The following is a 26,338-nucleotide window of genomic DNA, read 5'->3' as shown; positions in this document are numbered from 1 at the left end:
CGCGACGGTGGTGCGCTGGGACCCGGCGGCGCTGCGCGGGCTCGACGTCGACCCGGACGCCGTCGGGTCCTGGTTCCAGCTCGCCGGCGAGGACGAGGACGCGGTCATCAACGAGGTCAGCCAGCTCGCGGTCGACTGCCAGCGGCACCGGGGGGTGGCGGCGGCGCGCGGCCTGCTCCGCCACCAGCTCGCCGTGCTGCTGCTGCGGCTGTCGCTGCTGCCCGAGCGCGCCTCCCGGGCCACGCGGGCGGAGGCGGCCACGTTCCACCGGCTCTGCCGGGAGGTCGAACGCGGCTACCAGCACACCCGCCGCGTCGAGGACTACGCCGACCGGCTGGGCTGCTCGGTGCGTACGCTCACCCGGGCCTGCCTGGCCGTGACCGGGCGCAGCGCCAAGCAGGTGGTCGACGAGCGGGTGGCCCTCCAGGCGAGCCGGCTGCTGGCGGCCACCGACGAGCCGATCGCCCGGATCGGCCGGCGGCTGGGCTTCTCCGAGCCGACGAACTTCGGCCGGTTCTTCACCCGCGAGGTCGGGGTGAGCCCGGGTGCCTTCCGCGCGGCCCGCGAGCAGCCGCTACCCGGGCCGCTCGTGCGGCCCCGCCCGCCCGCCGACGCGACCGGCCGCCCGCGCGGGGCATGATGGCGGGGTGCAGATCTCCGCGCGCGGCGACTACGCGGTACGGGCGGCGCTGAGCCTCGCCACCGCGTACCCCCGGCTGCTCTCCACCCAGGCCATCGCGGCGGAGCAGGACATGCCCCGCAAGTTCCTGGAGGCCGTCCTGGCCGACCTGCGGCGGGCCGGCGTCGTGCGGGCGCAGCGCGGCGCGGAGGGCGGCTACACGCTGGCCCGGCCGCCGCGCGAGGTGACCGTCGGCGCGGTGCTGCGCGCCGTGGAGGGGCCGCTGGCCGGGGTCCGCGGGCTGCGCCCGGAGGAGACCAGCTACGAGGGCGCGGCGGAGAACCTGCCGGGGCTGTGGGTGGCGGTACGGGCCGCCGTGCGGCGCGTGGTCGACGAGGTGAGCCTCGCGGAGATAGTCAGTGGCCGCCTGCCCGCCCACGTCCGTAGGTTGACGGCGTTGCCCGACGCCTGGGAGCCACGCTGATGCCCACCCCCGTCCTGCGCACCGCGCGCCTGCTGCTGGAGCCCTACCGGCCCGACGACGCCGAGGACTTCGTCGCCCTGCTCGCCGACCCGGAGGTCGGCCGGTTCATGGGCGACGGGCCGCTGAGCGCCGAGGAGGCCGGCGCCCTCTTCGGACGGGTGTTCACGAAGGTCTACGCCGATGACCTCTTCGACGTCTGGGCGGTACGCCGCGACGGCCGCTACGTCGGGCACGCCGAGGTCAAGCGGACGGACCAGGTCGACGGGCATGAGATCATCTACGCGTTGGCGAAGCCGGCCTGGGGCGTGGGCCTCGGCACGGAGCTGGCCCGGGCCCTGGTCCGCCACGGCTTCGGCACCCTCGGCCTGCCCCGCGTGTACGCGACCGTCGCCGAGGCCAACTACGCCTCGCTGGCGCTGCTGGGCAGGATCGGCTTCGTCCACGAGCGCGACATCGCCGAGGACGACGGCAGCGTCACCCGCGTGCTCGTCGCCGACCGCGCCACCGCCTGACGATCCGCCCGTCCCCGCCACCGGCCGCGTGCCGCCATCCCGTGGACCGCACGACGGTGCCGCCGGCCGACGTGCCGGCGGGGCACCGGCCGGGTCACGCCCGCGTCGGCGGGCCCGTGGTGGTGTAGCCACCCCGGTGGTAGACCAGCGGGTCCCCGTCCTCGCCGCCGCCGAGCGCGAGCGGCTCGGCCACGAAGAGCGTGTGGTCGCCGGCCGGCACCCGGTGCGCGACGCGGCAGAGCAGCCGGGCCAGCACGCCGGACAGCAGCGGCACGTCGAACGGCCCCGGCGTCCAGTGCGGATAGGCGGCGAACCGGTCGATCCCGCCGGTGGCGAAGACCCGGGCGGCCTCCCCCTGCTGGGCGCCGAGCAGGTGCACGGCGACGTGCTCGGCCCGGGCGAACACCGGCCAGCTCGACGAGGCGGTGCCGAGGCAGAACGAGACGAGCGGCGGGTCCAGCGACACCGACGTGAAGGACGTGGCGGTGAAGCCGGCCCGCGCGGGCTCGCCGGAACCGTCGGCGCGGGTCGGCCCGGCGGCGTCCGGGGCGGCGGTGGTGACCACGGTGACGGTGGCGGCCTGCCGGCGCAGCAGCGCCCGGAACAGGTCCCGGTCCACCGGCAGCAGGTCGGCCGCGTCGGGCCGGGACCACTCCACGGTGGTCACGCCGCCACCGCCGGGCGGACGTGGGGCAGCCCTGCGGCGACGGGCGGGCGAGCCGCGTGGAGAGGATCGTCCCGCTGCGTCATCGCCCCATGCTGCCGCCGGCCGCATCCCCGGTCAATGCCCCTATCGAGGGCAGCATCGGCGTCGGTCGACGTCGGCGCCGACCCCTACCCCGGCGGCCGGGCCGCGCAGCGCCCGGCGGCGTAGGGGTTACCGGCGGCCCCTGGGTTCGTTCCACCCCGGACGGAGCGGGTTTCCCGATCCGGTCATCCGGGAACGTTCGGTTTCGACAGGGCAGGGAAGGGATTCGAAGGGAGCTTGAGCGATGGGTCTGATGTTCCGTAAGCGCAAGAAGTACGGCCCGATCATCCTGAACTTCACCGAGAACGGATTCTCGTCCTGGAGCATCAAGATCGGTCGCTGGTCCTGGAACTCGCGGGCCAAGGCGCACCGCGTCGACCTGCCGGGCCCGCTGTCCTGGAAGCAGGACAAGTCCCGGGCGTGAGGTCCCGAGGTCGAGCGGGGTGCCGGTGATCCACCGGCACCCCGCTCGGCGTCGGGTCAGGGGGCCGTCGCGGCGCCGTGGGCGGCGATGACCACGTCGCCGCCGAGCCGGCCGTGCTCCGGCTCGCGGGTCGCCTCCCCCGCGTCGAGCAGCCCGGTCAGCGCGCGGACGGCGTCGGAGGACCGGTAGGCGGTCGCGGTGAGGGCGTGCCGGCGCAGCTCGGTGACCGTACGCGGGCCCGAGCGTCGCAGCTCGGCGAGCAACTCCTCGCGCAGCGGGCCCGCCTCCGGGACCTCGACGACGTCGAGCAGCCCGCCCGCCGGGTCCCGGTAGCGCACGCCGGAGGCGCCGTCGCCCGCCCAGAGCGCATCCTTGAACGCCTCCAAGCTCTTGTCCGACCCGGTCGCGAAGGCGAACAGCCGCGCCGGGTCGCCGTCGGCGGTCACCAGCTCCACCTCGCTCGTCAGCGGGAAACCGGCGTCGGCGAGGGCCGCCCGCGCCGGGGTGCCGACGGCGGTGGCGAGCAGCACGTCCGCCGGCTTGCCGGCCGCCGCGGCGGTCAGCACGGCGGGATCGGCGGCGTCGTCGTCCACGACGGACAGCAGGGGCGCGCCGGCCGCGCCGGCCGCCTTCACCGCGACCGGTAGCCGGGCCGGGCCGCCGGGCACGAGGTGCACGGCGACGCCTGCCGGCAGTTGCGCCTCCACGGCGCCGAGCCGTGCCGGCAGTTCCTCGGTGCCGTCGGCGAGCACAAGCACGGTGAGCTGCCGGCCCCGCAGCCGGTCGGCGTGTCCGGCGACCACCCGCAGCGCGGCCTCCGCGCAGCCGGCGTCGCCACCGGCGTACGCCAGGGCGAGGGTGGCCCGGCGGGCGCGGTGCAGCGCCCCCGGCAACCAGGTCTCCAGGTGTCGGACGAGCAGCTCGCGCAGGACGGCGTCGGTCGGCATGCTGCCGTTCTACCGCACGCCGCCCCGGGCCGGGGCACGGCTCCCCCGACAGCGCGGGCGTCGCGACACCCGGCCGGAACCCTTCGCGACGCCCGGCCGGGGCTCGTCACCGCACCCCCGGCGGGCCCGCCGGGTCCCGTGTCGGCTGCCGACGGGCCCCGCCGAACGCCCAGGGCGGGTCAGGCCGGGACGGAGACGCCCACGCCGCCCCGGGTCTGGCCGCCGTAGCGCCGCCGCTCGGCGTCCAGGTCGAGCCGGCCGATCCGCTTGCGCGCGGCCAGGGCGGTCTCGTCGAGCCGGTCGGCCGGCACCAGCCAGACGATCTCGAACTCCAGCCCGTCCGGGTCCTGGCCGTAGAGGCTCTTGGTGGTGCCGTGGTCGGACGCGCCGACGAGCGCGCCGGCGGCGGCGAGCCGCTGCGCGGTGGCGTCCAGCTCGTCGAGGGTGTCGACCTCCCAGGCCAGGTGGTAGAGGCCCACGGTGCCGCGGCCGGCGGTGGAGCGTCCGGCGCCCGCGCCGACCTCGAACAGGCCGAGGTCGTGGTCGTTGGTGGAGCCGGGCGCCTGGAGGAAGGCGGCGCCCCGGAAACCGTCCGGCGTCATCGGGATCGGCCGGAAGCCCAGCACGTCGCGGTAGAAGTCGACGCTGCGGGCGAGGTCACTGACGTAGAGCACGGCGTGGTTGAGGCGGTGGATTCCCATGCCACCGACGCTAGCGCGGTTTCGTTGAACGTTCAACTACATGCCGTATGATGGGCGTCATGACCCGCTGGCTGGATCCCGACGAGCAGCGCACCTGGCGCGCGTACCTGACCGCCTCCCGGGCGCTCACGGAGGCGCTGGACCGGGAGCTGCAACGCGACGCCGGGATGCCGCACGCCTACTACGAGATCCTGGTCCGGCTCTCCGAGGCACCCCAGCGGCGGCTGCGGATGAGCGAACTGGCCGAGGTCAGCGGCTCCTCGCGCAGCCGGCTCTCCCACGCCGTGGCCCGGCTGGAGGCCGAGGGCTGGGTCCGCCGCGAGGAGTGCCCCACCGACCGGCGCGGGCAGATCGCGGTCCTCACCGACGAGGGATTCGCCACCCTCGCCGCCGCCGCGCCCGGCCACGTCGAGGGGGTACGCCGGCACCTGTTCGACGCGCTGACCCCCACCCAGGTGGACCAGTTGCGCCGGATCAGCGAGACGCTCGCCGCACACCTGACCGGTTCTTGACCAATACACTCCCCCTCGGGTCTTGTACTTACCGTCGCCGGATGAGCACGATGGGGCGTGCCTTCCGGCTTCGGTGATCTGACTGACCAGGCGCACCACCTGGTGTCCTCCGGCGACCTCGCTGGCGCCCAGCGGCTGCTCGCCGACGCGCTGACCGACGCCGACCCGCGTCCGGCCAACGCCACGCCCGAGCTGGCCGAGGCCGCCAGCCTCCAGGCCCGCGTACTGGTCGCCCTCGGCGAGCCGCACTCGGCCCGGGGCTGGGCCGCGTTCGCGTACGCGGCCACGACCCGGTTGCACGGGCGCGCCGACCAGCGCACGGTGGCCGCCGCGGCCACCCTCGCGGCGGTGCTGCACCGGGTCGGCAGCTGGTCGCGCGCCGCCCGGCTCTACCAGGAAGTGATCATCGAGCTGACCGCGCTCGACGGGCCGGAGTCGCTGCGGGTGCTCGCCGCCCACGCCGACCTGGCCACCGTGGAGTACGCGCGCGGCCAGTGCCAGGTGGCCCGCGACCGCTTGCAGGACGCCTGGGAGCTGCACCGCGAGGTCTACGGCGACGGGCACCCCAGCGGCATCAAGATGCTGGCGCGGCTCGGGGCGATGCAGCGCGACTGCGGGCAGTTCGCCGAGGCCCACGACAACCTCGCGCTGGCCAGGGAGCTGTGCCGCCAGCACCTGCCGGCGGACGATCCGCTGGCGGCGCAGGTGGCGGGGCTGGCCCGGGCGGCGGCCAACCCGGACCACGTCTGCGCCGACACCGCACCCGTCGGCCGGGACGGCCCGATCGTGCCGTCCGCGCGTACCCCGCCCCCGGGCGACGGGCCGACGACGGCGCAGCACCCCTCGCAGCCGGGTTACCGCCCGGCGGAGCCGGACCCGTACGCCGCGGCGGCACACGCCGACCCGTACGCCGCGCCGCCGCACCCGGTGCCGACGCCCCGGCAGCCGACGGAGGATCCGCCGCCCGGCTGGTGGCCTCCCGACGCCGACGACGGGCCGGCCGACAGCGCCGTGCCGCCGACGGTCGTACCCCTGGCCGGTGGCGCCGCCACCGAGGAGGCCGACGGGGTGCACCGGGTGCACCGGCCCGACACGCCCGAGGAGCCCTACCAGCCGTCGCGGCTGCTGCCGGTGCCGGTGCACCGCGCGCCGGCGCGGCGCGGCAACCGGCTGCTGCCGCTCGCCGTCGGTGGCGTCGCGGTGGTGCTGCTGGGCACGGTCGCGGTGATCACCGGGGTGGCCGCGATGGACGGCGCCCCCGATCCGGCGCCCCCGGCCGCGACCGGCGCGCCGGCCTCCACGCCCGCCGGCGGGTCGACCGGCACGGGCGCCCCGCCCGCCGCCAGCCCGACGAGCGGGGCAGCGGCCTCCCCCGGCAGCCCGCCGGGGGCCGTCACGCTGCGGGACAACCGGGACAACGTGGCGCTGCGCTGGACGTACCCGGCCGGCGGGGAGGGTCCCGTGGTCATCTCGGGCGGCCGGGTCGGCCAGGCGCAGACGGCCTTCGCCAACCTGCCCGCCGGCACCACGACCTTCGTCGTCTATGGCCTGAACCGCAGCACCGACTACTGCTTCACGGTCGCGGTCGTGTGGTCGACGGACACGATCGCCCGCGCGCAGCAGGTCTGCACCCGTCGCGGCTGACGGTTCGTCGGAGCTGACGGCCGCGTCCCGGCTGACGGTCCGTCGCGGCAGTCGGTCCGTCCCGGCAGTCGGCCGGTCGCGGGTCCCGGGGGCGGCGACGCCGATCGCAGGCGTACCGGATGGTCCGGATCGGGCCCGCCCGGCGCGGCGCCGTCCGTCAGGGTCGCTCCGGGTCGGGCAGGGCCGGCAGCAGCAGCCGTACCCGCAGCCCCGGCCCGCCGGTCCGACCGGGGTGGGCGTCGGTCAGCTCGATGCCGCCACCGGCCCGGCGGACCAGCTCGCGCACGATGGCCAGGCCGAGGCCGGCGCCGCCGTCGTCGCGGGCGCGGGCGTCGTCGAGCCGGGTGAACCGGCCGAAAACCCGCTCCCGGTCCCCGGCCGGGATCCCCGGCCCGTCGTCGGTCACCGTCACCAGGTGGTACGCCCCGACGCCGCTGCCGCCCCCGCCGACCGTCCCGCCGTCGCCGCCCGCCTCGCCGGCGCCCGGGCCGGCGGCCAGCACCACCTCGCCGTGGGCGTGCCGGACGGCGTTGTCGACCAGGTTGGTCAGGATGCGGCGCAGCTCGTCGGGATCGCCCTCGGTCCACAGCGGCGCCGCCGGGGCGTCGAGGCGCACCGGCGGCGACGGATACCGGGCGGCCACCGCCGCCAGCAGGGCCCCCAGCTCGACGGGCCCCGTGGCCCGCGCCGGCGGCCGCTCGTCGAGTCGGGCCAGCAGCAGCAGGTCGTCGACGAGCCGCCCGAGGCGCTCGGTGTCGGCGAGCAGGTTAGCCGACACCGCCGTCCAGTCCGTCCGGTCGGCGAGGCGCCGGGCGACCTCCAGCTCGGTACGGATGTTCGCCAGCGGGCTGCGCAGCTCGTGCGCGGCGTCCGCGACGAACGCCCGTTGCCGGTCCCGGGCGGACTCCAGCCGGCCCAGCATCCCGTTGAGCGTCACCGCGAGCCGGTGGATCTCGTCCCGCGACGCCGGTACGGGCAGCCGCCCGCCCCCGTCCCGCCCGGTGATCTCCTCGGCGCCCCGGCGCAGCGCCTCCACCGGGCGCAGGGTCGCGCCGACCACCCGCCAGGCCACGGCGGCGAGCACCGCCACCAGCAGCGGGAAGCTCACCAGCAGGATGGTCCGTACGACGTGCGCGCTGTGCCGCACGTCCGCCAGTGACCGGGCCACCAGGACGGTACGCGGGTCGGCGGCGGTGCCCGCCGGTACGGCCACCACCCGCACCGGCCCGGTCAGGCCGACCCGCTCCCCCGACACCGTCAGCCGCTGCCGCACGCCGGCGTCGAGGCTGCCCGGCGACACCATCGGCACCAGTCGGTCGGCGTCGATGGAGGCGGCCCGCACCCGGCCTGCGGCGTCGATCACCTGCACCCGGACCTGCCCGCCGGCCACCGGCAGCGGATCGGGCAGGACCTCCTCGGCGGCGAGCAGCGCGACCGCGTCGGCGGTCCGGAACGCCTCGGTGTCGACGGCACGTTGCAGGGCCCAGCCCAGCACGGCGAGCAGGACGAGCCCGCCGACGGCCAGTCCCCCCGACACACCGAGTACGCCGACCGCCATCAGCCGCCCGCGCAGCCCGGGCCCGGCGCGCAGCCGCCCGCGCGTCCCCCGCGTCACGGGGCGAGCCGGTAGCCGGCGCCCCGGACCGTCTCCAGGCGCTCCCGGCCGATCTTGCGGCGCAGGTAGCCGACGTAGACCTCGACCGCGTTGGGCGCCGTCTCGACGCTGGCGTCCCAGACGTGGTCCAGCAGTTCGGTCTTGGAGACCACCTCGCCGGGGCGGCGCATGAGGTAGTCGAGCAGCGCGAACTCGCGGCTGGTCAGCGCGACCTCGGCGTCGGCGCGGGTCACCCGCCGCCGCGCCGGGTCCAGCCGGAGGTCGCCGACCGCGAGCACCGTCGGGCGTTCGGGGGCGCCCCGGCGCAACAGGGCGCGCAGCCGGGCCAGCAGCACGACGTACGAGAAGGGCTTGGTGAGGTAGTCGTCGGCCCCGCAGTCCAGCCCGTCGGCCTGGTCGTACTCGCCGTCCTTGGCCGAGAGCATGAGCACCGGCAGCCAGTGCTCCTCGGCGCGCAGCCGGCGTACCAGCTCGTAGCCGGAGAGGCCGGGCAGCATCACGTCGAGGACCATCGCGTCGTACCCGCCGTGGCGTGCCGCGTCGAGCCCCTCCGGGCCGGTTGCCGCCACGTCCACCGCGAACCCCTCGGCCTGCAACCCCCGTTGCAGGGCGGACGCCAGCCGCGACTCGTCCTCCACCACCAGCAACCGCACGCCTCCAAGGGTGCCACCCGGGCGCCCGGGGTCGTACGGCCGTCCTCAGCGCCCTCACAGCGTCGAGGAGGCAGGATGTCCGGCAGGAGGTGTCACATGTCCGTCCTGAAGAGCCGTCCCGTCCTGCGCTGGCTGGTCCCGGTGACCGCCGTCGCGACCGTCATCGGCGGCGGCGCCGCGCTCGGCACGTTCGCCGCCCAGGCTGAGCCGAGCCTGCCACCGCGTACCGCCGCCCAACTCCTGGTCGACCTGCAGACCTCCCGGCTGGAGGGGCTCTCCGGCACCGTCGTGCAGCGTGCCGACCTGGGCCTGCCGCCGCTGGCCGGCCTCGTCGGCGGCGACGGCCTGACCGGCCTGCTGACCGGCACGCACACCCTGCGGGTCTGGCACTCCGGGCCCGACCGGCAGCGCGTCGCCCTGGTGGACACGCTCGGCGAGCACGACATCGTGCGCAACGGCCGGGACGTGTGGGCCTGGAACAGCCGGTCCAACACCGCCACCCACCGCACCCTGCCCGAGGGCACCGCCGGGGCCCAGACGCCGGAGCTGCCGGTCACCCCCGGTGAGGCAGCCGACCGGGCCCTCGCGGCGATCGGCCCGAGCACCGAGGTGAGCGTCGGCCGCTCCGCCACGGTCGCCGGCCGCGACGCGTACGAGCTGGTGCTCGCCCCGCGCGACGCCGCCTCGCTGGTGCACCAGGTGCGCATCGCCATCGACGCGCGGCAGCACGTGCCGCTGCGCTTCGAGGTCTTCGCCGACGGCAGCGACAAGCCGGCCTTCGAGATGGCCTTCACCCAGGTGTCGTACGCCCGGCCCGACGCCGACCAGTTCACCTTCAACCCGCCGCCCGGCGTGAAGGTGACCGAGGAGACCGCCGGCAGGCAGCCCGCCGACGCCCCCGGGAAGCGGCGCGCGGACGGCGAGCGGCCGGACGTGCGTACGGTCGGCGAGAGCTGGACCACGGTGGTGGTCGCGCGGCTCGACGGCGCCGGCGCGCCCGCGGACCGACCCACCACCGGCGGTCGCGCCGGGAACGGACCGACCGGCGACCCGGCGGCGCTGCTCGGCGCGCTGCCGAAGGTCAGCGGCGACTGGGGCAGTGGCCGGCTGCTGACGGGGAAGGTGTTCAGCGCGCTGCTCACCGACGACGGCCGACTCATCGCCGGCGCCGTGACGCCGGAGCGGCTCTACGAGGTGGCGAAGGGCTGAGGATCGGCAGTCCGGGGGCCCGTCACGCGGCGGGCCCCCGCTGTCTGTGCGGGACGAGTCGTGGTGTGGCCCGGCGCGCTTGGTCGAGGCGACCGGCGCACGGTATCTTTCTCAGTTCAGGCAACAAAAAAGAACGGCTTAAATAGCCGTTCCGAGAGAGATGCTAACCAAATGGGAGACGGCTTGTCAAGGCATTCCGCCGATTCCGCCGAATTGCAGCCCGATGACGAGATCGGCCGCGAACAGGAATACGTCTCGATGCTCTATCGCCGGCTGGACGAGCTGCGTGAGCAGGCCTCCCGCCGGCTGACCGACGAGCTGCGGGCGACCGGCGGCACCCTCCAGGCCCGCTCCCAGCGCGACAGCGCGGTGCGGATGTACGCCGACCAGGTCGAGCAGTTCTCCTCGGTGGAGAGCGGCCTCTGCTTCGGCCGGCTCGACACCGACGACGGCGGCCCCCACTACATCGGCCGCATCGGGATCTTCGACACCGGCGGCGACTACGACCCGCTGCTGATGGACTGGCGCGCCCCGGCCGCCCGCGCCTTCTACCTCGCCACCGCGGCCAACCCCCAGGGCGTACGCCGCCGCCGGCACCTGCGCACCCGCGAGCGCAAGGTGACCGCGCTCAACGACGAGGTGCTGGACCTCGCCACCGCCTCCCCCACCGCCCACGAGGAGCTGACCGGCGAGGCGTCGCTGCTCGCCGCGCTCAACGCCGGGCGCACCGGCCGGATGCGCGACATCGTCGAGACCATCCAGGCCGAGCAGGACCGCATCATCCGCGCCGACCTGCCGGGCGTACTGGTCGTGCAGGGTGGCCCCGGCACCGGCAAGACCGCCGTCGCGCTGCACCGCGCGGCGTACCTGCTCTACACCCACCGCGAGCAGCTCTCCACCCGCGGCGTGCTCCTCGTCGGCCCGAACGCCACGTTCCTGCGCTACATCTCCCAGGTGCTCCCCGCGCTGGCCGAGACCGGCGTGCTGCTGCGTACGCAGAGCGACCTCTTCCCGGGCGTCAGCGCCCGCCGGGCGGAGCCGGCCACGACCGCCGCGCTCAAGGGCCGGGCCGTCATGGTCGAGGTGCTTGCCGCCGCCGTCCGCGACCGGCAGTGGGTGCCCGACGAGCCGCTGGAGATCGAGCTGCCGCAGCAGGAGGTACTGCGGCTCGACCCGGAGACCGTCCTCGCCGCCCGCGACCGGGCACGCCGCTCCGAGCGGCCCCACAACCTGGCCCGGGCGCTGTTCGACGTCGAGATCGTCCACGCCCTCGCCGCCCAGGTCGCCGAGCGCATCGGCGCGGACCCGCTGGGCGGGGAGAACCTGCTCGACGAGGCCGACGTGGCCGAGATCCGCCGCGAGCTGCGCGAGGAGCCCGAGGTACGCGCCGCGCTGGACCAGCTCTGGCCGGTGCTCACCCCGCAGCGCCTGCTCGCCGACCTGTACGCCAGCACCGACCGGATCGCCACCGCCGCGCCCATGCTCAGCGACGCCGAGCGGGCCATGCTGCACCGCGAGCCGGGCGGCTGGACGCCGGCCGACGTGCCGCTGCTCGACGAGGCGGCCGAGTTGCTCGGCGAGGACGAGCGGGCCGCCGCCGCCCGCCGGGAACGGATCCGGAGCCTGCAACGGGAGTACGCCGAAGGCGTACTGGAGATCGCCCGGGGCTCCCGCTCCATCGACGTCGAGGACGAGGCCGACGGCGGTGAGATCCTCGGCGTCACCGACCTGCTCGACGCCGACCGGCTGCTCGAACGGCAGGAGGAGGCCGACCGGCTGACCACCGCCCAGCGGGCCGCGGCCGACCGGCGCTGGGCGTTCGGGCACGTGATCGTCGACGAGGCGCAGGAGCTGTCGCCCATGGCCTGGCGACTGCTGATGCGCCGCTGCCCGAGCCGCTCGATGACCATCGTCGGCGACGTGGCGCAGACCGGCGCGCTGGCCGGCACCCCGTCCTGGGCCGACGCGCTGGAGCCGTACGTGGCGCAGCGCTGGCGGCTGGAGGAGCTGACCGTCAGCTACCGCACCCCGGCCGAGATCATGGCGGTCGCCGCCGAGGTGCTCGCCGAGATCGACCCGGCGCTGCGCCCGCCCCGCTCCGTACGCTCCAGCGGGGTGCCGCCGTGGGACCGGGCGGTGCCGGCGGAGCGCCTGGCGGCGGAGCTGGTCGCCGCCGCCACCCGGGAGGCGGCCGGTTTGGACGACGGCCGGCTCGGGGTCATCGTGCCGGCCGGGCGGGTCGACGAGCTGGGGGGCGCGCTCACCGCCGCCGTGCCCGAGGCCGCCATCGGCGAGGACCCGGCGCTGGAGAGCCGCGTGGTGGTGCTCACCGTCGGCCAGGCCAAGGGGCTCGAGTTCGACTCGGTCCTCCTGGTCGATCCCGACCGCATCGTGGCGGAGTCGCCCCGGGGTCGCAGCGACCTCTACGTCGCCCTCACCCGCGCCACCCAACGCCTCGGCATCGTCCGCCCCACCTGACCCACACGCCCGCCTCCCACCACGCCCGCCTCCGGACGCCGATGATCATGAGGTTGGCGGCGGTGTCGATATCTACAGCTGCCGCCGACCCCATGATCGACCCGGTGGGTCATGGCGGAGGGGGCGGGGAAGGGCGGCGGGTGGGCCTGTCAGTCCGGGGTGAAGTCGCCGACCTGGCTGGCGGGGCCGGACTGGTCGCTGGTGGAGCCGCCCGCCGGGGTACTCAGGCCGCCGGTGGTGGCGTCGCCCGTGGTGGTCGGGGCCACCTTGCCGGGGTGCCGCTCCGGCTGCCGCGCCACCCGGCGCACGCTGGCCGGGCCCGCGGTGCCGCCGGTCGTGGTGACCGCGCCCTGCCCTCGGGTGGGTCCGCCGTCCCGCAGCACCTCCGGGTCGATCGGGACGTGGGCGGGGTCGTCCGGGTCCTCGTCCTGGATGACCCGCTGCACGTCGGTGCGGGGCACGGTCACCTCGTCGAGGGCGCCCTCGCCGTACACGCCGCCGGCGATCCGGTCCTCGGCCTGCCGGGCGGCTTCCTGTCGCATGTCGTCCTCACGCACGTCCATCACCTCGCAGAAGTGTCGGTGCGGATTGCGTGCCCGAGGGCCGGCCCGGCAAACCCGCCCCGACGCCCCACCCCACACCTCGGTCGATCATGCAGTCGTGGTGCCGGTCAGATGCCCGTTCGGGCGTTTTGCCTCCCATCACCACCGCATGATCGACGCCGGCCTCCGGGGCGCGGGGGCAGGGCAGGGGTGGTCGGCTATTCGGGCAGCCGTGGGGGTTACTGGCCCCCACGGCTCGGGTAGACGGCGGGTGCCCCCGCCATGAACGCGAACCGTGCCGTGGCCGACACGCGGTAGCGGGGCGAGGGAACGCAGGTACGACTCATCGCATCCTGAGGAGGACAAGATGAGCACGCAGGCTGCTTCCACCAGGCCGATGAACCGGCCGACGCAGGACATGCCCAACCGGGCGATGCAGGACAGGGCCATGCAGGAGACGCCCACCCGTCCGATGCCGATGATGCACGACGGGCACCGGGAGGCCATGCAGGCGCCCGGCACGGAGACCAAGCCGTCGCTGCGGACGACCGAGTTCTGGGTCTACATCGCGGCCGTGATCGGCGTGCTGGCCGCCTCGCAGCTGGTCGGCCGGAACTCGGCCGGGGTGGACATCTTCCGGGCCGACAACGCCTGGTTCATGATCACGCTGCTGACCATCGGGTACCTGGGTAGCCGTGGTCTGGCCAAGGCCGGCAGCAACTGGCGCAGCGGCGAGGAGCGCAAGGCCCGGCACTGACCGGCACCGCGTAGCCGCGCACCACGGCACCGCAGTGGCCCCCGGGACTGTCGTCCCGGGGGCCACCGTCGTGTGTGGTCCTACTCCTCGAAGCCGCCGAAGTCCTCGCCGTCGCCCTCGAAGGCATCGCCGATCATGTCACCCACGATCATGCCGCCGACGGCTCCCACCGCGGCGCCGGCGACGACGCCGCCCATGCCGACGCCCCGGCCGTGACCGTGCCCGTGCCCGCCGAAGCCGTGCGCGCCGCGCAGGCTGCCGTAGCGGGACGTCGTCTCCCGCAGCCAGCCGTCGACCACCTGGACCCAGTCCGTCCCGTCGGCGTCGGTGTGCGCGACCCGGTAGTGACCGAACGCGTCGTGACCCGGGGTGAGGAACCCGCCGCGCTTGTCGCACTCGAGGATGACCTCGACACCGTGCGGGCTGGTCACGAAGGTCAGCTCGACCTCGTTGATGGTGCTCGCGTACTGGGGCGAGGCGAAGAACTCGATCTCCTGGTAGAACGGCAGCGTCTGCTGCGTGCCCCGGATGTGGCCGCGCTCCAGGTCGGCGTGCTTGAACCGGAAGCCGAGCCGCTGGAACGCCTCCAGGATCCGCTCGTGCACCGGCAGCGGGTGCACGTTGACCTGGTCCAGGTCACCCTTGTCCACCGCCCGGGCGATGGCCAGCTCGGTACGCAGGCCCATCGTCATGCCGCGCAGCCGCTGACCGTAGACGTCGGTGATCGGGGTCTCCCACGGCATCGGGAGCTGGAACGGAATGGCGAGCTGCTGCTTCGCGGCGAGCTGGAGCGGGCCGCTGACCGGCAGCCGGTGGAACTCCATGACACCGGCGTACTCCGTGTCGTGGCCCTCGATCTCGACCCGGGTGACCAGGCCGACGACGACCTGCTCGATGTTGGCCGGCGCGTCGCCGCCGAGCAGGTTCACCTGCCCCTCGAGGGTCAGGCCGGGCCGGGTGTTCGGGTTGGTCAGGACGGTGTCGACGCTCGGCCCGCCCACGCCGAACGCGCTCAACATCTTCTTGAAGACCATCGGAACTCCCGTGCAAAGACACCGCGCTCCACCCTGGAGCCGGTCGCTGACTTCCCGGGACCCTATCCGTGGGCGCTGTGAAGTGCCTGTGAAGGCCCGCCGTCCGACGTGGAGAGATCGCGTGGATCGACGGCGGCGGTACGCGATGATCGGCTCATGTCGCTGTGGGAGGCCACCTGGCGCGTCGGGGCACCGCTGTTCGTCGTCGTCTGCGCCGCAGCCGCCGTCCTCGTCGCCGTCTCCGACCCGCCGGACAGGTTCTCCCGGCCACGCGGCTGGCAGTGGGCGTGGGTGGGACTGTGGCTCATGGCCACCGGTGGCGCAGGCGTGTCCGGCCCACGCCGGGCTCCACGGGCTGAGGGTCACGCCCCCGTACGGGGGGCGGTAGGCACCGGTCAGCCGCCCTCGACGACGACCAGCTCCCCCACCTGGTCGGCGAGCTGAGCGCGCGCCTCCGGGGGCAGGCCCGCGTCGGTGACGAGCAGGTCGGCCGCGGAGAGCGGGGCGATGGTGGCCATCCCGACGGTCTCCCACTTGGTGTGGTCGGCCAGCACCACCAGGCGCCGCGACGCCTCGATCAGGCACCGGTTCGTCCCGGCCTCCAGCAGGTTCGGTGTGGTGAACCCCGTACGCGGGCTCATGCCGTGCACGCCGAGGAAGAGCACGTCGACGTTGAGGGAGCCGATCGCCGCCTCGGCCACCGGGCCGGTGAGGGCGTCCGACGGGGTACGGATGCCGCCGGTCAGCACGACCGTCCGGTCGGCGCGGGGGTGCTGGTGCAGGGCGTCGGCGACGGGGATCGAGTTGGTCACCACGGTCAGGCCGCGTACGTCGGCGAGCAGGGTGGCCAGCGCGGCGGTCGTGGTGCCGGCGGAGAGCGCGACGGCCATGCCGGGCTCGACGAGGGCGGCGGCCCGCTCGGCGATGGCCCGCTTCTCGGCCTGCTGGCGGACCGACTTCGCGGCGAAGCCGGGCTCCTCGGCGGAGCCGGGGCCGGGCAGGGTCGCGCCGCCGTGGACCTTGTCGACCAGCCCCAGCTCGGCCAGCACCTCCAGGTCACGCCGGATCGTCATGTCGGAGACGCCGAACCGGCTGACGAGGTGGCTGACCCGCACGCCGCCGTGCTGCCGGATCAGGTCGAGGATCGCGGTCTGCCGTTGTCGGGCCAGCATCCGGAAGTCCTCCTTCGCGCCGTCACCGGGCCGCGCCGGCGGCCGGTTCCTCGCGGACCACGGCCACCTCGCCGGCCGGCACGACCAGGTGGCCGGCGCAGGGTGCCCCGGTCAGCAGCTCCACGCCGGTCGCGTCGAGCCGGGCGTCGGCGTCGGTGTGGTTGATCACGAAGAGCCAGCTGCGCCCGCCGGCACGCCGTCGGACCACCTCCACCTCGGCGGGGGCCTGCGCCGCCGGGCGTACGCCCGCCTCGGCCACCAGCCGGGCGACCAGCCGGTCGGTCGCCGCCGCGTCCAGCCGGGTGCCGACGTACCAGGCCGCGCCCGCGCCGACGGCATGCCGGGTCAACGCCGGCACGCCCGGCAGGGGCCCGTCGGCGTACGCGGCGAGCACCTGCGCGCCCTCGGGGTGCAGCCACTCCGTCCACACGTCGGCGGCGGAGCCGTCGTCGAGGGTGACCCGCTCCCCCGCCCGCAGCGGGAAGAACTCCTCGACGCGTACGCCCAGCAGCTCCCGGAACGCCCCCGGGTAGCCGCCGAGGCGGATGTGGTCGTGGTCGTCGACGATGCCGCTGAAGTACGTCACCAGGGCGGTGCCGCCCGCCTCGACGTACGCGCGCAGCGCGGCGGCGTGCGCGTCGCGTACCAGGTAGAGGGTCGGGACGAGCACCAGCCGGTAACGGGCGAGGTCGGCCGACGGGTGCACGACGTCGGCGGTGATCCCGGCCCGCCACAGCGCGTCGTGCAGCGCGCCGAGGCGGTCGGCGTACGTGACGTCGACGGTGGGGTGCGAGTCCAGCTCGGCGCCCCACCACGCCTCGTAGTCGAACAGGATCGCCACCTCGGCGTCGACCCGGCTGCCGCGCACCTCGGCGAGGGCCCGCAGGTCCGCGCCGAGCCGGCACACCTCGCGGAACACCTTGGTCTCCGGGCCGGCGTGCGGCAGCAGCGCGGAGTGGAACTTCTCCGCCCCGGCGCGGGAGGCCCGCCACTGGAAGAAGAGCACCCCGTCCGCGCCGCGCGCCACGTGCGCCAGGCTGTTGCGCCGCAACTGGCCGGGTGCCTTGGCGACGTTGCGCGGCTGCCAGTTGACGGCGCTGGTGGAGTGCTCCATGAGCAGCCACGGCGCGCCGCCGGCGACGCCCCGGGTGTGGTCGGCCGCGAGGGCGAGGTCGACGTGGGCGCGCGGGTCGGCGGCGGTGAGGTAGTGGTCGTTGGCGACCAGGTCCACGTCGGACGCCCACGAGTGGTAGTCGAGGTGCTTGATGCCGGTGCCGACCATGAAGTTCGTGGTGACCGGCTGGCGCACCAGCCCGCGCAGCACCTCGGCTTCGGCGCGCAGTTGGGCGCGCTGCTCGTCGGAGGAGAAGCGCAGGAAGTCCAGCTGCTGGGTGGGATTGGCGAAGGTCGGCGCGGTGCGCGGCGGGTTGATCTCGGCCCAGTCGCCGTAGCGCTGGCTCCAGAAGGCGGTGCCCCAGGCGTCGTTGAGCCCGTCCAGGTCGCCGTGGCGCTCGCGCAGCCAGCGGCGGAACGCCTCGGCGCTGACGTCGCAGTAGCAGTGCACGTTGTGGCAGCCCAGCTCGTTGGAGACGTGCCACATGACGACGGCGGGGTGCTCGGCGTACCGGGTGGCGAGGGCCTCGACCAGGGCCAGCGACCGCTGCCGGAACACCGGCGAGCTGGGGCAGTACGCCTGCCGTCCGCCGGGCCAGAGGATCGCGCCGTCGGCACGCCGGGGCAGCGTCTCCGGGTGCCGGTGGGCCAGCCACGGGGGCGGGCTCGCGGTGGCGGTGGCGAGGTCGACGGAGATCCCGCCGCCGTGCAGCACGTCGAGCACGCGGTCGAGCCAGCCGAACTCGTACGCGCCGGGGGCGGGCTCCAGCAGCGCCCAGGAGAAGATGCCCACCGACACCAGGTTGACGCCGGCGCGGCGCATCAGCTCGACGTCCTCGGCCCAGGTCGACTCGGGCCACTGCTCGGGGTTGTAGTCGGCGCCGAACCACATGTCGTCGCCCTGCCATCGCCGCATGAACGCAGAGCGTGCCCGGCGGAGCCGGCCAAGTCAACACGTTCCAACATCGATCATCTTTACAACGTTTACCTCCCAATGCCCTTGTCGCGGCCGGATTGGTGGGCTCCCGCCGCCCTCTTGACAGCGCCCGGAGGACGAGTAGCTTGAGGCGCCACTGGCAATTCGTGTTCGCCAATGTGGATTCGCGATGGATCCGGATGTGTGATCACGGTTGCCGGGGCACCGCCACCGACGGCCCTCGGGCACTCCTCTTCATCCGCAGGAGGCACCATGTCCCGTCCCCGCACCCGAGCCGAGTACCTCGCCCGGCTCGTACCCCCCTCCGTGGCCGGCCTCAACCGTCGTTCGCTGCTGGCCGGCGCCGCCGGCAGCACCGCGCTGCTCGGCACGGGCCTGCTCGCCGGCTGCGGTTCCGACTCCGGCGGCGCCGACGCCAAGACGGTGTCGCTGGGCTCCAACCAGTCCGACCCGAAGCCCAAGGAGGTGGTCGCGAAGGTCGTGGACGGGTTCCAGACCTCGTCCGGCCTCCAGGTCGCGGTCAACACCGTCGACCACAACACGTTCCAGGAGAACATCAACAACTATCTCCAGGGCAAGCCGGACGACGTGTTCATGTGGTTCGCCGGCTACCGGATGCGGTTCTTCGCCGCCCGGGGCCTCGCCGGGGACCTCAGCGACGTCTGGGGCAGGCTCTCCGGGATGTCCGACGCGTTCCGCAAGGCGTCGACCGGGGACGACGGCAAGCAGTACTTCGTGCCGTCGTCGTACTACCCGTGGGCCGTCTTCTACCGCAGGTCGGTCTGGCAGCAGAACGGCTACCAGGTGCCGAAGACCCTCGACGACCTGACCGCGCTCGCCGGCGAGATGAAGAAGGACGGCCTCACGCCGATCGCCTTCGCCGACAAGGACGGCTGGCCGGCGATGGGCACCTTCGACATCCTCAACCTGCGGATCAACGGCTACCAGTTCCACATCGACCTGATGGCCGGCAAGGAGTCCTGGACCTCCGAGAAGGTGAAGAAGGTCTTCGACACCTGGCGCGGCCTGCTGCCCCTGCACCAGCCCGACAGCCTCGGCCGGACCTGGCAGGAGGCCGCCCAGTCGTTGCAGCAGAAGAAGAGCGGCATGTACCTGCTCGGCCTCTTCGTCGGCCAGCAGTTCGACGGCGACGACCTTGCCGACCTCGACTTCTTCACCTTCCCCGAGATCGACCCGGCGATCGGGGCCAGGGCCCTGGACGCGCCCATCGACGGCTACATGATGGCCCGCAAGCCGAAGCAGGAGGCCAACGCCAGGAAGCTGCTGGAGTACGTCGGCTCGAAGGCCGCCGCGGACATCACCGTCAAGAACGACCCGAGCACGCTCGTCGCCAACGGCGAGGCCGACACCAGCGGCTACAGCGCCCTGCAGAAGAAGGCCGCCGAGCTGGTCGGCTCGGCCACCGAGATCGCCCAGTTCCTGGACCGCGACACCCGCCCGGACTTCGCCTCGACGGTGATCATCCCGGCGCTCCAGCAGTTCATCAAGGACCCGAAGGACATCGACGGGCTGACGTCCAGCATCGAGAAGCAGAAAAAGTCGATCTTCACCGACTGACGGCGAGAGGGTGAGGGCACCGTGTCCGACCTGCCCCTGATCCAAGCGGATCGCGCCGCGCCGCCGCCGGCGGCGGCCACCACCCCCACGGGTGGCCGCCGCCGGCGCGTACGGCTGCTGTCCCGCACCGACCGCGTGGTCGTCGCGCTCATGGTGGCCGTACCGCTGCTACTCGTCGTCGGCCTGGTCTGGCTGCCGGCGGGCGCCACCGTGCTGCTCTCCGGCACCGACTGGGACGGCATCGGCCCGGTCTCCGGCATCGAGTGGGTCGGCGGTCGCAACTACGCCGACGTGGTCCAGAACTATCCGCCGTTCGTACCGGCCGTGCAGAACAACCTGCTCTGGCTGGCGGCGCTGTTCGCGGTGGCCACCCCGTTCGGCATGTTCCTGGCCGTCCTGCTCGACAAGGAGCTGCGCGGCACCCGGTTCTACCAGACCGCGCTCTACCTGCCGGTGGTGCTCTCCCTGGCGCTGATCGGGTTCGTCTGGCAGCTGCTCTACTCCCGCGACCAGGGCCTGCTCAACGCCGTCCTCGGCACCGACGTCGACTGGTACGGCGACCCCGACGTCAACATCTGGGCCGTGCTGGTGGCCGCCGGCTGGCGGCACGTCGGCTACATCATGCTGCTCTACCTGGCCGGGCTCAAGGGCGTCGACCCGTCCCTGCGGGAGGCCGCCGCCGTGGACGGCGCGTCGGAGGCCCGGACGTTCTTCAAGGTGATCTTCCCGGTCCTGCGGCCCATCAACATCATCGTGCTGGTGGTGACGGTGATCGAGTCGCTGCGCGCGTTCGACCTGGTCTGGGTCATCAACAAGGGCCGCAACGGCCTGGAACTGATCTCGGCGCTGGTCACCCAGAACGTCGTGGGCGAGGCGAGCCGCATCGGCTTCGGCTCCGCACTGGCGACGATCATGCTGGTCGTCTCGCTGCTCTTCATCACCGTCTACCTGGCGACCGTGCTGCGGGAGGGACGCCGATGAGCACCGCTACCGTCACCCGGGATGCCGGCACCGCCCCCGCGTCCCGGCGGCGCCCGCCGCCGCGCCCGGCGCGGATCGTGCTGCACGTCTTCCTCGCCGCGGTGGCGATCGGTTGGCTCTTCCCGATCCTCTGGGCCGTGCTGACCTCGCTGCGCTCCTACGAGTACACGGCCACCAACGGCTACGTCTCGCTCGGCGGGTGGACCTTCGACAACTACGTCACCGCCTGGCGGACCGCCGAGTTCGGAAAGCACTTCCTCAACTCCGTCTACATCACCGTGCCGGCGGTGCTGCTGACCCTCTTCCTCGCCTCCTGCGTGGCGTTCGTCATCGCCCGGTTCAGCTGGAAGACCAACATCGTCCTGCTCGGCCTGTTCACCGCCGCGAACCTGCTGCCCCAGCAGGCCCTGCTCATCCCCCTGTTCCGGCTCTTCACCCAGGTGCCGCTGCCGGCGTTCATGAGCGACTCGGAGGTGCTCTACGACAGCTACTGGGGGCTGATCCTGGTCAACGTCGCCTTCCAGTGCGGCTTCTGCGTCTTCGTGCTCAGCAACTACATGAAGGCCCTGCCGCACGACCTCTACGAGGCGGCGATGATCGACGGGGCGAGCGTCTGGCGCCAGTACTGGCAGGTCACCGTGCCGCTGTGCCGACCGGCCCTCGCCGCGCTGGCCACCCTGGAGGTGACCTGGATCTACAACGAGTTCTTCTGGGCCACCGTGCTCATGCGTACCGGCGACAAGTTTCCGGTGACCAGCTCGCTGAACAACCTGCGCGGCGAGTTCTTCACCGACAACAACCTCGTCTCGGCCGGCTCGGTGCTGGTCGCGATCCCGACCCTGGTGGTGTTCTTCCTGTTGCAGAGGCAGTTCGTCCGGGGCCTGACCCTGGGAGCGTCGAAGGGATGAGCGTCGTCCACCTGCGCCGTGCCCGGACCAGCCTGGTGCTCGACGCGCGCGGCCCGGGGCTGCCCCGCCTCGCGCACTGGGGCGCCGATCTCGGCCCGGTCCCGGCCGACGACCTGCCCGCCCTGCTCACCGCGACCGTCGCGCCGGTCGTACCGAGCAGCTTCGACGCGCCGACGGTGCTGTCCCTGCTGCCCGAGGCGTCGGCCGGCTGGGGCGGCCGGCCCGCGCTGGCCGGGCACCGCGAGCGCCGGGACTGGTCCACCGCCTTCCGGCTCGACGGCGTCGACGTGGCCGACGACGGCAGCGGTCCCGCCCGGGTCACCGTACGGGCGGCCGACGCCGCCGCCGGGCTGTCGCTGACCGTCGAGCTCACGCTCGACGCCACCGGGCTGGTGCTGCTGCGCCACCGGCTGCGCAACACCGGCGACCACCCGTACGAGCTGCGGGAGCTGACGCCGGTCCTGCCGGTGCCGACGGTCGCCACCGAACTGCTCGACCTGACCGGCCGGTGGTGCCGGGAACGGTCCCCGCAGCGGCACCCCTGGCCGATGGGCACCTGGGTACGCGAGGGCCGGCACGGCCGCACCGGGCACGACGCGACCCTGCTGCTGGTCGCCGGCACGGCGGGGTTCGGGTTCGGTCACGGCGAGGTGTGGGCCGTGCACACCGCGTGGAGCGGCGATCACGTCACCTTCGCCGAGCGGCGGCCGACGGGCGAGTCGGTCCTCGGCGGCGGCGAGCTGCTCGCCCCCGGCGAGGTGGTGCTCGACCCCGGCGGGGAGTACGCCACTCCCCTGCTCTACGCCGCCTTCTCCGCCGCCGGGCTGGACGGGATCAGCGACGTCCTGCACACCCACCTGCGCGCCCGCCCGCAGCACCCGGCCACGCCCCGCCCGGTCACCCTCAACGTCTGGGAGGCCGTCTACTTCGACCACGACCTGGAGCGGCTGCTTGCGCTGGCCGACCACGCCGCCGAGGTCGGGGTGGAACGCTTCGTGCTCGACGACGGGTGGTTCCGGGGGCGTCGCCACGACCGCGCCGGCCTCGGCGACTGGTACGTCGACGAGACCGTGTGGCCCGACGGCCTGCACCCGCTCGTCGACCACGTACGCGGGCGCGGGATGCAGTTCGGCCTCTGGGTCGAACCGGAGATGGTCAACCCGGACTCCGAGCTGTTCCGCGCCCACCCGGAGTGGGTGCTGTCGACGCCCGGCCGGCTGCCGCCGACGTGGCGGCACCAGCAGGTGCTCGACCTGGCCCACCCGCCCGCGTACGCCCACCTGCTGGAGCGGCTCGACGCGCTGCTCACCGCGCACCCCGGCATCGACTACCTCAAGTGGGACCACAATCGGGACCTGACCGAGGCCGGTCACCACGGCCGCCCGGGGGTGCACGGGCAGACCCTCGCGGCCTACCGGCTCCTCGACGAGCTGCGCCGCCGCCACCCGCGGGTGGAGATCGAGAGCTGCGCGTCCGGCGGCGCGCGGGTGGACCTGGAGATCCTGCTGCGCACCGACCGGGTCTGGGCCAGCGACTGCAACGACGCCCTGGAACGGCTGGCCATCCAGCGCTGGACAGGGCTGCTGCTCCCGCCCGAGCTGGTCGGCAGCCACATCGGGCCGGAGCGCTCGCACACCACCCACCGCGTGCACGACCTGGGTTTCCGCGCCGCGACCGCGCTCTTCGGCCACCTCGGCATCGAGTGGGACATCGGCGCGATCGACGCGGGACGGCGTCGCGAACTGGCCGCCTGGGTCGCGCTGCACAAGCGGCTCCGCCCGCTGCTGCACGCCGGCCGGGTGGTCCGGGTCGACCACCCCGACCCGGCCGTCTGGGCGCACGGCGTGGTCGCCCACGACGGCTGCCGCGCGGTGTACGCCGTGGCCCGGGTGGCCACCTCGGTGGCGCAGACGCCCGGGCCGGTCCGGCTCCCCGGCCTCGACCCCCGCCGCCGGTATGCGGTGCGGCCCGTCGCCGGCGTGCCGGAACCCGCCACCCTCGAACTGACCGGGCCGGGTTGGCTGGCGGACGGGAACGGCGTGACGCTCGGCGGCGCGGTGCTGGCGACCGTCGGGCTCCAGATGCCGGCGCTGCACCCCGAGCAGACCCTGTTGCTCGAACTCACCGCCACCGACGAGTGACGGCCGGCGGCGGAGCGGCGCCGCCGCCCGCCCGATCCTCATGAACCGTCGAAGACGCGGTCCGGGCGGCAATGTGGATGGTGGGGCGGGATGTCACCGACTGTGTCGTCGTGGCGTCAGGTGCGGGCCGCCGTGGGTTTCGTGTCGCCGGCCGGTCGGGGGCAACGGCACCGGTGGCTGAAGGTGGCTACTCTCGCCCGCATGCCGCACTTCCGCCCCAGAGCGCGTTACGTGGCCCTCCTCGCGCTTGCCGTTACCGCAGCCTTCTTCTGGCACATGGCAACGGACGCCGACGAGCCGGACCTGCCGACAGAGCTGTTCGTGGTGACGGGCACGGTCGACTCGATCGGGACCGCACAGGAGATGTCGGGATCAGGCAATAGAAGGACCTTCGTCGTGCGTAATCTGGTGAAGCTCCGCGAGCACCCCGGGGTCGAGTTCAGGGTACGGAGTCTGCCGGGCAGGGAGCTGGTGCCCGGCACGCCGGTCCGGTTCGAGCTGCGCGAAGACCCCGCGCCGACGCTGGAGAACGCCAGCTCCCTCGGCAAGGTGCACCACCGGATCACCGCCGACGGTTTCGTCGCCGACGGCACTGTGGTCTACACGGCGACCGAGGCCCAGGTACGCCGCGACGCGGCAGTCAAACGGTTCCGCAGCATCTCTCTGTTGCTGTGGGCTGTGGTGGTCTTCTGGATCGCGCTACTGGCCTGGCGGCACCGGGTATTTCTGCAATCTCTGCGGCAGCCCGACGGCGCGTCAGCCGTGGCTGACAGGTTACGGAAGTGGGTGTACAGGGAGTAGGGCGACAACACCGCCATGCGAATGCGTAACGCATCGACGCAGGAGAGATGGACGAGCCGGAGCTGTCTGCAGCTCTGGCGGTCGGCGTGGGCGGGGGCGGTCATGTGTCGATCGCACGGACGGGGCAGCTCGACAGCGTGTACGGCAGGGTCCCACCGGTGGCCGGGGACACGCGGACCGGCCACCGGTGGGAGCGGGTCTCAGCTCGCGGTGCAGGTCACCGCAGGCGTGGCGTTGGTGCCGTTCCAGCTGGCGATGAAGCCGAAGCTGGTGCTGGCGCCGGCACCCAGCCGGCCGTTGTAGTCGACGTTGCGGGCGGTGACGGCCGACCCGCTGCTGCTCAGGGCGGCGTTCCAGGACTGGCTGACGGTCTGGCCTCCTGCGAACGTCCACTTCGTCGTCCAGCCGGTGATCGCGGCCGAGCCGGCGGTCACCTTCACCTCACCCTGGAAGCCGCCCTGCCACTGGTTGGTCACCGCGTACGTCGCCGTGCAGCCGCCCGGCGGCGGGGTGGACGGCGGCGGGGTCGTGGGCGGGGGCGTCGTCGGCGGCGGGGTGGTCGGCGGGGGCGTCGTGGGCGGCGGGGTGGTCGGCGGCGGGGTGCTGCCGAAGACCGTCGCCTCCTTCGCGGTGGCCTTGATCCCGTTCGCCCCGTTGAAGATGCGCTGGCCCCAGGTGGTCAGCGCGGCGGGGTTGAAGCTGGTGACCATGTCGAGGTACTCGACGCCGCCGCCGTTGCCGCTCCACGACCAGCCCAGGTAGCCGATCCCGTTGGCCTGGGAGTAGGAGAGGATGGTGTCCTCGTCGGGGTTGCCGTCGGAGTGGTCGAAGCCGAACTCGCCGACCACGATCGGCAGCTTTGCGGCGCGGAACCGGCCGAGGTAGTCGCTGATCTCGGCGGCGGTGTCGAAGACGCCGTACATGTGGATGGAGAAGACGGTGTTCTTCTGCGGGTCCGCCGCGAAGACCGACGCGGCGTTGTCGCGCATGGTGAACGACCAGTCCTGGCCCCAGTTGGGGGCGTCGACCATGATCGTGTGGGTCAGGCCGCCCGCCCGCAGCCGCTTGATCGCGTTGGCGGTGTCGGTCGCCCAGGTGCCGTAGCCCTGGTTGCCGTACGGCTCGTTGCCGATGTTGACGATGACGTACTTCTCCTGGCCGGCGAGGGCGCTGGAGACGCTGAGCCAGTAGTCGGCCGCCTGGTCCAGGGTGGCCGCCCCGCTCTGCTCGCCGAAGCCGGTGGTGTCGTGCACCTCCAGCACGCAGATCAGCCGGTTGGCCTTGCACAGCGAGATGACGTTGGCGACGTCGGCGGTGTCGTTCTTCGCCCACCGCTGGCCGCTGGCCAGCACCACGCGCACCGTGTTCGCCCCGAGCGCCTTGATGTTGGCGAAGGAGCTGGTCTGCTGCTGGTACCAGGTGTGCGCGTGGTTGACGCCGCGCATGACGAACTCGCTGCCGTTGGCGTCGTAGAGCTTGCCGTCGGCGACGGAGAAGCCGGTGGCGGCCCGCGCGGGCTGGCCGAACGCCAGTACGGCGACCAGCAACGCGAGCAGGGCCGCACCGGCGGCGGAGAGTCTCTTCTTCATGGCCTTCCTCAGAGGGAGGACCCCCACTGCCCAGGTGGGGGTGGGACGTCACAGGGGATGGCGGCTGCAGCCCGGCAGCCGCCGCCCGGCTCCCGGCGGCGCAGGGATCAGCGTAGGCGGGTCGGGCCGGTCACGCAATGAACCGGTTAAGCAGCAGTCGGTCGACACCGGACGCGGGGGGTTGACCGGGGCTGGCCGGGGTATCCGGGGATGATCCGCCCGGGTCGGAAGGAGACATC

General features: G+C 73.9%; 24 protein-coding genes. 14 read left to right on the top strand and 10 right to left on the bottom strand.

What is annotated here, in order from left to right:
* The 3 genes from CLT72_RS31450 to CLT72_RS31440 form a co-directional block, all read left to right on the top strand.
* On the top strand, window positions 1-640 hold a 640-nt coding region (locus tag CLT72_RS31450; protein WP_101415486.1), incomplete at its 5' end, for a helix-turn-helix domain-containing protein.
* Window positions 641-647: 7 nt separating this feature from the next.
* Complete coding sequence (locus CLT72_RS31445; protein WP_089001265.1) at window positions 648-1,103, top strand: RrF2 family transcriptional regulator; 456 nt, start codon at window positions 648-650, stop codon at window positions 1,101-1,103.
* Window positions 1,103-1,615, top strand: a complete 513-nt coding sequence (locus CLT72_RS31440) for a GNAT family N-acetyltransferase (RefSeq protein ID WP_101414834.1) — start codon at window positions 1,103-1,105, stop codon at window positions 1,613-1,615. The genes CLT72_RS31445 and CLT72_RS31440 overlap by 1 nt, the downstream gene beginning before the upstream one ends.
* A gap of 94 nt (window positions 1,616-1,709) precedes the next feature.
* Here CLT72_RS31440 and CLT72_RS31435 read toward each other — a convergent pair whose 3' ends face one another.
* Window positions 1,710-2,282 carry a flavin reductase family protein gene (locus tag CLT72_RS31435; RefSeq protein ID WP_358165152.1) on the bottom strand — a complete coding sequence of 191 codons (573 nt, stop codon included), beginning with the start codon at window positions 2,280-2,282 and terminating at the stop codon, window positions 1,710-1,712.
* 325 nt (window positions 2,283-2,607) lie between these two features.
* Here CLT72_RS31435 and CLT72_RS31430 point away from each other — a divergent pair, with 325 nt between their 5' ends.
* A complete protein-coding gene (locus CLT72_RS31430) occupies window positions 2,608-2,787 on the top strand; it encodes a DUF4236 domain-containing protein (RefSeq protein ID WP_007075522.1) in 180 nt (59 codons plus the stop codon).
* A gap of 56 nt (window positions 2,788-2,843) precedes the next feature.
* On the opposite strand, the gene CLT72_RS31425 is transcribed toward CLT72_RS31430, so the two are convergent.
* Window positions 2,844-3,734: a hypothetical protein gene (locus CLT72_RS31425; protein WP_101414832.1), complete on the bottom strand. Its 891-nt coding sequence runs from the start codon at window positions 3,732-3,734 to the stop codon at window positions 2,844-2,846.
* A 179-nt stretch (window positions 3,735-3,913) separates the two neighbouring features.
* The gene (locus CLT72_RS31420) at window positions 3,914-4,435 is read right to left on the bottom strand and encodes a VOC family protein (protein WP_101414831.1); all 522 of its coding nucleotides are present in this window, start codon (window positions 4,433-4,435) and stop codon (window positions 3,914-3,916) included.
* 50 nt (window positions 4,436-4,485) lie between these two features.
* Between CLT72_RS31420 and CLT72_RS31415 the strand changes: the two genes are divergently transcribed.
* Together CLT72_RS31415 and CLT72_RS31410 are read left to right on the top strand one after the other, a co-directional pair.
* Window positions 4,486-4,947: a MarR family winged helix-turn-helix transcriptional regulator gene (locus tag CLT72_RS31415; protein WP_101414830.1), complete on the top strand. Its 462-nt coding sequence runs from the start codon at window positions 4,486-4,488 to the stop codon at window positions 4,945-4,947.
* Window positions 4,948-5,004: 57 nt separating this feature from the next.
* Window positions 5,005-6,591 carry a tetratricopeptide repeat protein gene (locus CLT72_RS31410; protein ID WP_101414829.1) on the top strand — a complete coding sequence of 529 codons (1,587 nt, stop codon included), beginning with the start codon at window positions 5,005-5,007 and terminating at the stop codon, window positions 6,589-6,591.
* A gap of 157 nt (window positions 6,592-6,748) precedes the next feature.
* Here CLT72_RS31410 and CLT72_RS31405 read toward each other — a convergent pair whose 3' ends face one another.
* Both CLT72_RS31405 and CLT72_RS31400 read right to left on the bottom strand, forming a co-directional pair.
* A complete protein-coding gene (locus CLT72_RS31405; protein ID WP_101415485.1) occupies window positions 6,749-8,149 on the bottom strand; it encodes a sensor histidine kinase in 1,401 nt (466 codons plus the stop codon).
* Window positions 8,150-8,202: 53 nt separating this feature from the next.
* Entirely contained in the window at window positions 8,203-8,859 is a 657-nt protein-coding gene (locus tag CLT72_RS31400; RefSeq protein ID WP_089001271.1) for a response regulator transcription factor, read from the bottom strand.
* Between the two features lie 96 nt (window positions 8,860-8,955).
* Between CLT72_RS31400 and CLT72_RS31395 the strand changes: the two genes are divergently transcribed.
* On the top strand, window positions 8,956-10,068 hold the full coding sequence (locus tag CLT72_RS31395; protein ID WP_101414828.1) for a sigma-E factor regulatory protein RseB domain-containing protein: 1,113 nt from the start codon (window positions 8,956-8,958) through the stop codon (window positions 10,066-10,068).
* 171 nt (window positions 10,069-10,239) lie between these two features.
* Window positions 10,240-12,546, top strand: coding sequence for an ATP-binding domain-containing protein (locus CLT72_RS31390; protein ID WP_101414827.1), 2,307 nt, complete (start codon window positions 10,240-10,242; stop codon window positions 12,544-12,546).
* Window positions 12,547-12,695: 149 nt separating this feature from the next.
* On the opposite strand, the gene CLT72_RS31385 is transcribed toward CLT72_RS31390, so the two are convergent.
* The gene (locus tag CLT72_RS31385) at window positions 12,696-13,103 is read right to left on the bottom strand and encodes a hypothetical protein (RefSeq protein ID WP_101415484.1); all 408 of its coding nucleotides are present in this window, start codon (window positions 13,101-13,103) and stop codon (window positions 12,696-12,698) included.
* 352 nt (window positions 13,104-13,455) lie between these two features.
* Here CLT72_RS31385 and CLT72_RS31375 point away from each other — a divergent pair, with 352 nt between their 5' ends.
* Complete coding sequence (locus tag CLT72_RS31375) at window positions 13,456-13,845, top strand: hypothetical protein (RefSeq protein WP_089001274.1); 390 nt, start codon at window positions 13,456-13,458, stop codon at window positions 13,843-13,845.
* An 80-nt stretch (window positions 13,846-13,925) separates the two neighbouring features.
* Here the strand turns inward: CLT72_RS31375 and CLT72_RS31370 are convergent, their stop codons facing one another.
* The 3 genes from CLT72_RS31370 to CLT72_RS31360 form a co-directional block, all read right to left on the bottom strand.
* A complete protein-coding gene (locus CLT72_RS31370) occupies window positions 13,926-14,879 on the bottom strand; it encodes a sporulation protein (protein ID WP_101414826.1) in 954 nt (317 codons plus the stop codon).
* 395 nt (window positions 14,880-15,274) lie between these two features.
* Window positions 15,275-16,051: a DeoR/GlpR family DNA-binding transcription regulator gene (locus CLT72_RS31365; RefSeq protein ID WP_101414825.1), complete on the bottom strand. Its 777-nt coding sequence runs from the start codon at window positions 16,049-16,051 to the stop codon at window positions 15,275-15,277.
* Window positions 16,052-16,073: 22 nt separating this feature from the next.
* Window positions 16,074-18,080 carry a beta-galactosidase gene (locus tag CLT72_RS31360; protein ID WP_101414824.1) on the bottom strand — a complete coding sequence of 669 codons (2,007 nt, stop codon included), beginning with the start codon at window positions 18,078-18,080 and terminating at the stop codon, window positions 16,074-16,076.
* A 273-nt stretch (window positions 18,081-18,353) separates the two neighbouring features.
* Between CLT72_RS31360 and CLT72_RS31355 the strand changes: the two genes are divergently transcribed.
* The 5 genes from CLT72_RS31355 to CLT72_RS31335 all read left to right on the top strand — a co-directional run bounded on the left by CLT72_RS31355 (window position 18,354) and on the right by CLT72_RS31335 (window position 24,510).
* On the top strand, window positions 18,354-19,679 hold the full coding sequence (locus CLT72_RS31355) for an ABC transporter substrate-binding protein (protein WP_101414823.1): 1,326 nt from the start codon (window positions 18,354-18,356) through the stop codon (window positions 19,677-19,679).
* 21 nt (window positions 19,680-19,700) lie between these two features.
* Window positions 19,701-20,660: a carbohydrate ABC transporter permease gene (locus CLT72_RS31350; RefSeq protein ID WP_101414822.1), complete on the top strand. Its 960-nt coding sequence runs from the start codon at window positions 19,701-19,703 to the stop codon at window positions 20,658-20,660.
* On the top strand, window positions 20,657-21,568 hold the full coding sequence (locus CLT72_RS31345; RefSeq protein ID WP_101414821.1) for a carbohydrate ABC transporter permease: 912 nt from the start codon (window positions 20,657-20,659) through the stop codon (window positions 21,566-21,568). Before CLT72_RS31350 ends, CLT72_RS31345 begins: the two co-directional genes overlap by 4 nt.
* Window positions 21,565-23,709, top strand: a complete 2,145-nt coding sequence (locus CLT72_RS31340; RefSeq protein ID WP_101414820.1) for an alpha-galactosidase — start codon at window positions 21,565-21,567, stop codon at window positions 23,707-23,709. The genes CLT72_RS31345 and CLT72_RS31340 overlap by 4 nt, the downstream gene beginning before the upstream one ends.
* 201 nt (window positions 23,710-23,910) lie before the next feature.
* Window positions 23,911-24,510 (top strand): hypothetical protein, encoded by a 600-nt coding sequence (locus CLT72_RS31335; RefSeq protein ID WP_101414819.1) that lies wholly within the window; start codon window positions 23,911-23,913, stop codon window positions 24,508-24,510.
* Window positions 24,511-24,710: 200 nt separating this feature from the next.
* Here the strand turns inward: CLT72_RS31335 and CLT72_RS31330 are convergent, their stop codons facing one another.
* Window positions 24,711-26,099 carry a cellulase family glycosylhydrolase gene (locus CLT72_RS31330; RefSeq protein WP_101414818.1) on the bottom strand — a complete coding sequence of 463 codons (1,389 nt, stop codon included), beginning with the start codon at window positions 26,097-26,099 and terminating at the stop codon, window positions 24,711-24,713.
* Between the last annotated feature and the right edge of the window lie 239 nt (window positions 26,100-26,338).

The organism is Micromonospora sp. CNZ309 (assembly GCF_002846525.1).
Note: the sequence above shows the minus strand (reverse complement) of the source record. Positions and strands in the feature narration are given on the sequence as shown.

What these genes read in the sequence shown, in the direction of transcription:
- CLT72_RS31340 (WP_101414820.1), top strand. Translation starts at nt 21,565, where the DNA reads ATGAGCGTCGTCCACCTGCGCCGTGCCCGGACCAGCCTGGTGCTCGAC.
- CLT72_RS31365 (WP_101414825.1), bottom strand. Translation starts at nt 16,051, where the DNA reads ATGCTGGCCCGACAACGGCAGACCGCGATCCTCGACCTGATCCGGCAG.
- CLT72_RS31420 (WP_101414831.1), bottom strand. Translation starts at nt 4,435, where the DNA reads ATGGGAATCCACCGCCTCAACCACGCCGTGCTCTACGTCAGTGACCTC.
- CLT72_RS31345 (WP_101414821.1), top strand. Translation starts at nt 20,657, where the DNA reads ATGAGCACCGCTACCGTCACCCGGGATGCCGGCACCGCCCCCGCGTCC.
- CLT72_RS31440 (WP_101414834.1), top strand. Translation starts at nt 1,103, where the DNA reads ATGCCCACCCCCGTCCTGCGCACCGCGCGCCTGCTGCTGGAGCCCTAC.
- CLT72_RS31330 (WP_101414818.1), bottom strand. Translation starts at nt 26,099, where the DNA reads ATGAAGAAGAGACTCTCCGCCGCCGGTGCGGCCCTGCTCGCGTTGCTG.
- CLT72_RS31395 (WP_101414828.1), top strand. Translation starts at nt 8,956, where the DNA reads ATGTCCGTCCTGAAGAGCCGTCCCGTCCTGCGCTGGCTGGTCCCGGTG.
- CLT72_RS31425 (WP_101414832.1), bottom strand. Translation starts at nt 3,734, where the DNA reads ATGCCGACCGACGCCGTCCTGCGCGAGCTGCTCGTCCGACACCTGGAG.
- CLT72_RS31405 (WP_101415485.1), bottom strand. Translation starts at nt 8,149, where the DNA reads ATGGCGGTCGGCGTACTCGGTGTGTCGGGGGGACTGGCCGTCGGCGGG.
- CLT72_RS31360 (WP_101414824.1), bottom strand. Translation starts at nt 18,080, where the DNA reads ATGCGGCGATGGCAGGGCGACGACATGTGGTTCGGCGCCGACTACAAC.
- CLT72_RS31375 (WP_089001274.1), top strand. Translation starts at nt 13,456, where the DNA reads ATGAGCACGCAGGCTGCTTCCACCAGGCCGATGAACCGGCCGACGCAG.
- CLT72_RS31335 (WP_101414819.1), top strand. Translation starts at nt 23,911, where the DNA reads ATGCCGCACTTCCGCCCCAGAGCGCGTTACGTGGCCCTCCTCGCGCTT.
- CLT72_RS31430 (WP_007075522.1), top strand. Translation starts at nt 2,608, where the DNA reads ATGGGTCTGATGTTCCGTAAGCGCAAGAAGTACGGCCCGATCATCCTG.
- CLT72_RS31415 (WP_101414830.1), top strand. Translation starts at nt 4,486, where the DNA reads ATGGGCGTCATGACCCGCTGGCTGGATCCCGACGAGCAGCGCACCTGG.
- CLT72_RS31370 (WP_101414826.1), bottom strand. Translation starts at nt 14,879, where the DNA reads ATGGTCTTCAAGAAGATGTTGAGCGCGTTCGGCGTGGGCGGGCCGAGC.
- CLT72_RS31355 (WP_101414823.1), top strand. Translation starts at nt 18,354, where the DNA reads ATGTCCCGTCCCCGCACCCGAGCCGAGTACCTCGCCCGGCTCGTACCC.
- CLT72_RS31390 (WP_101414827.1), top strand. Translation starts at nt 10,240, where the DNA reads ATGGGAGACGGCTTGTCAAGGCATTCCGCCGATTCCGCCGAATTGCAG.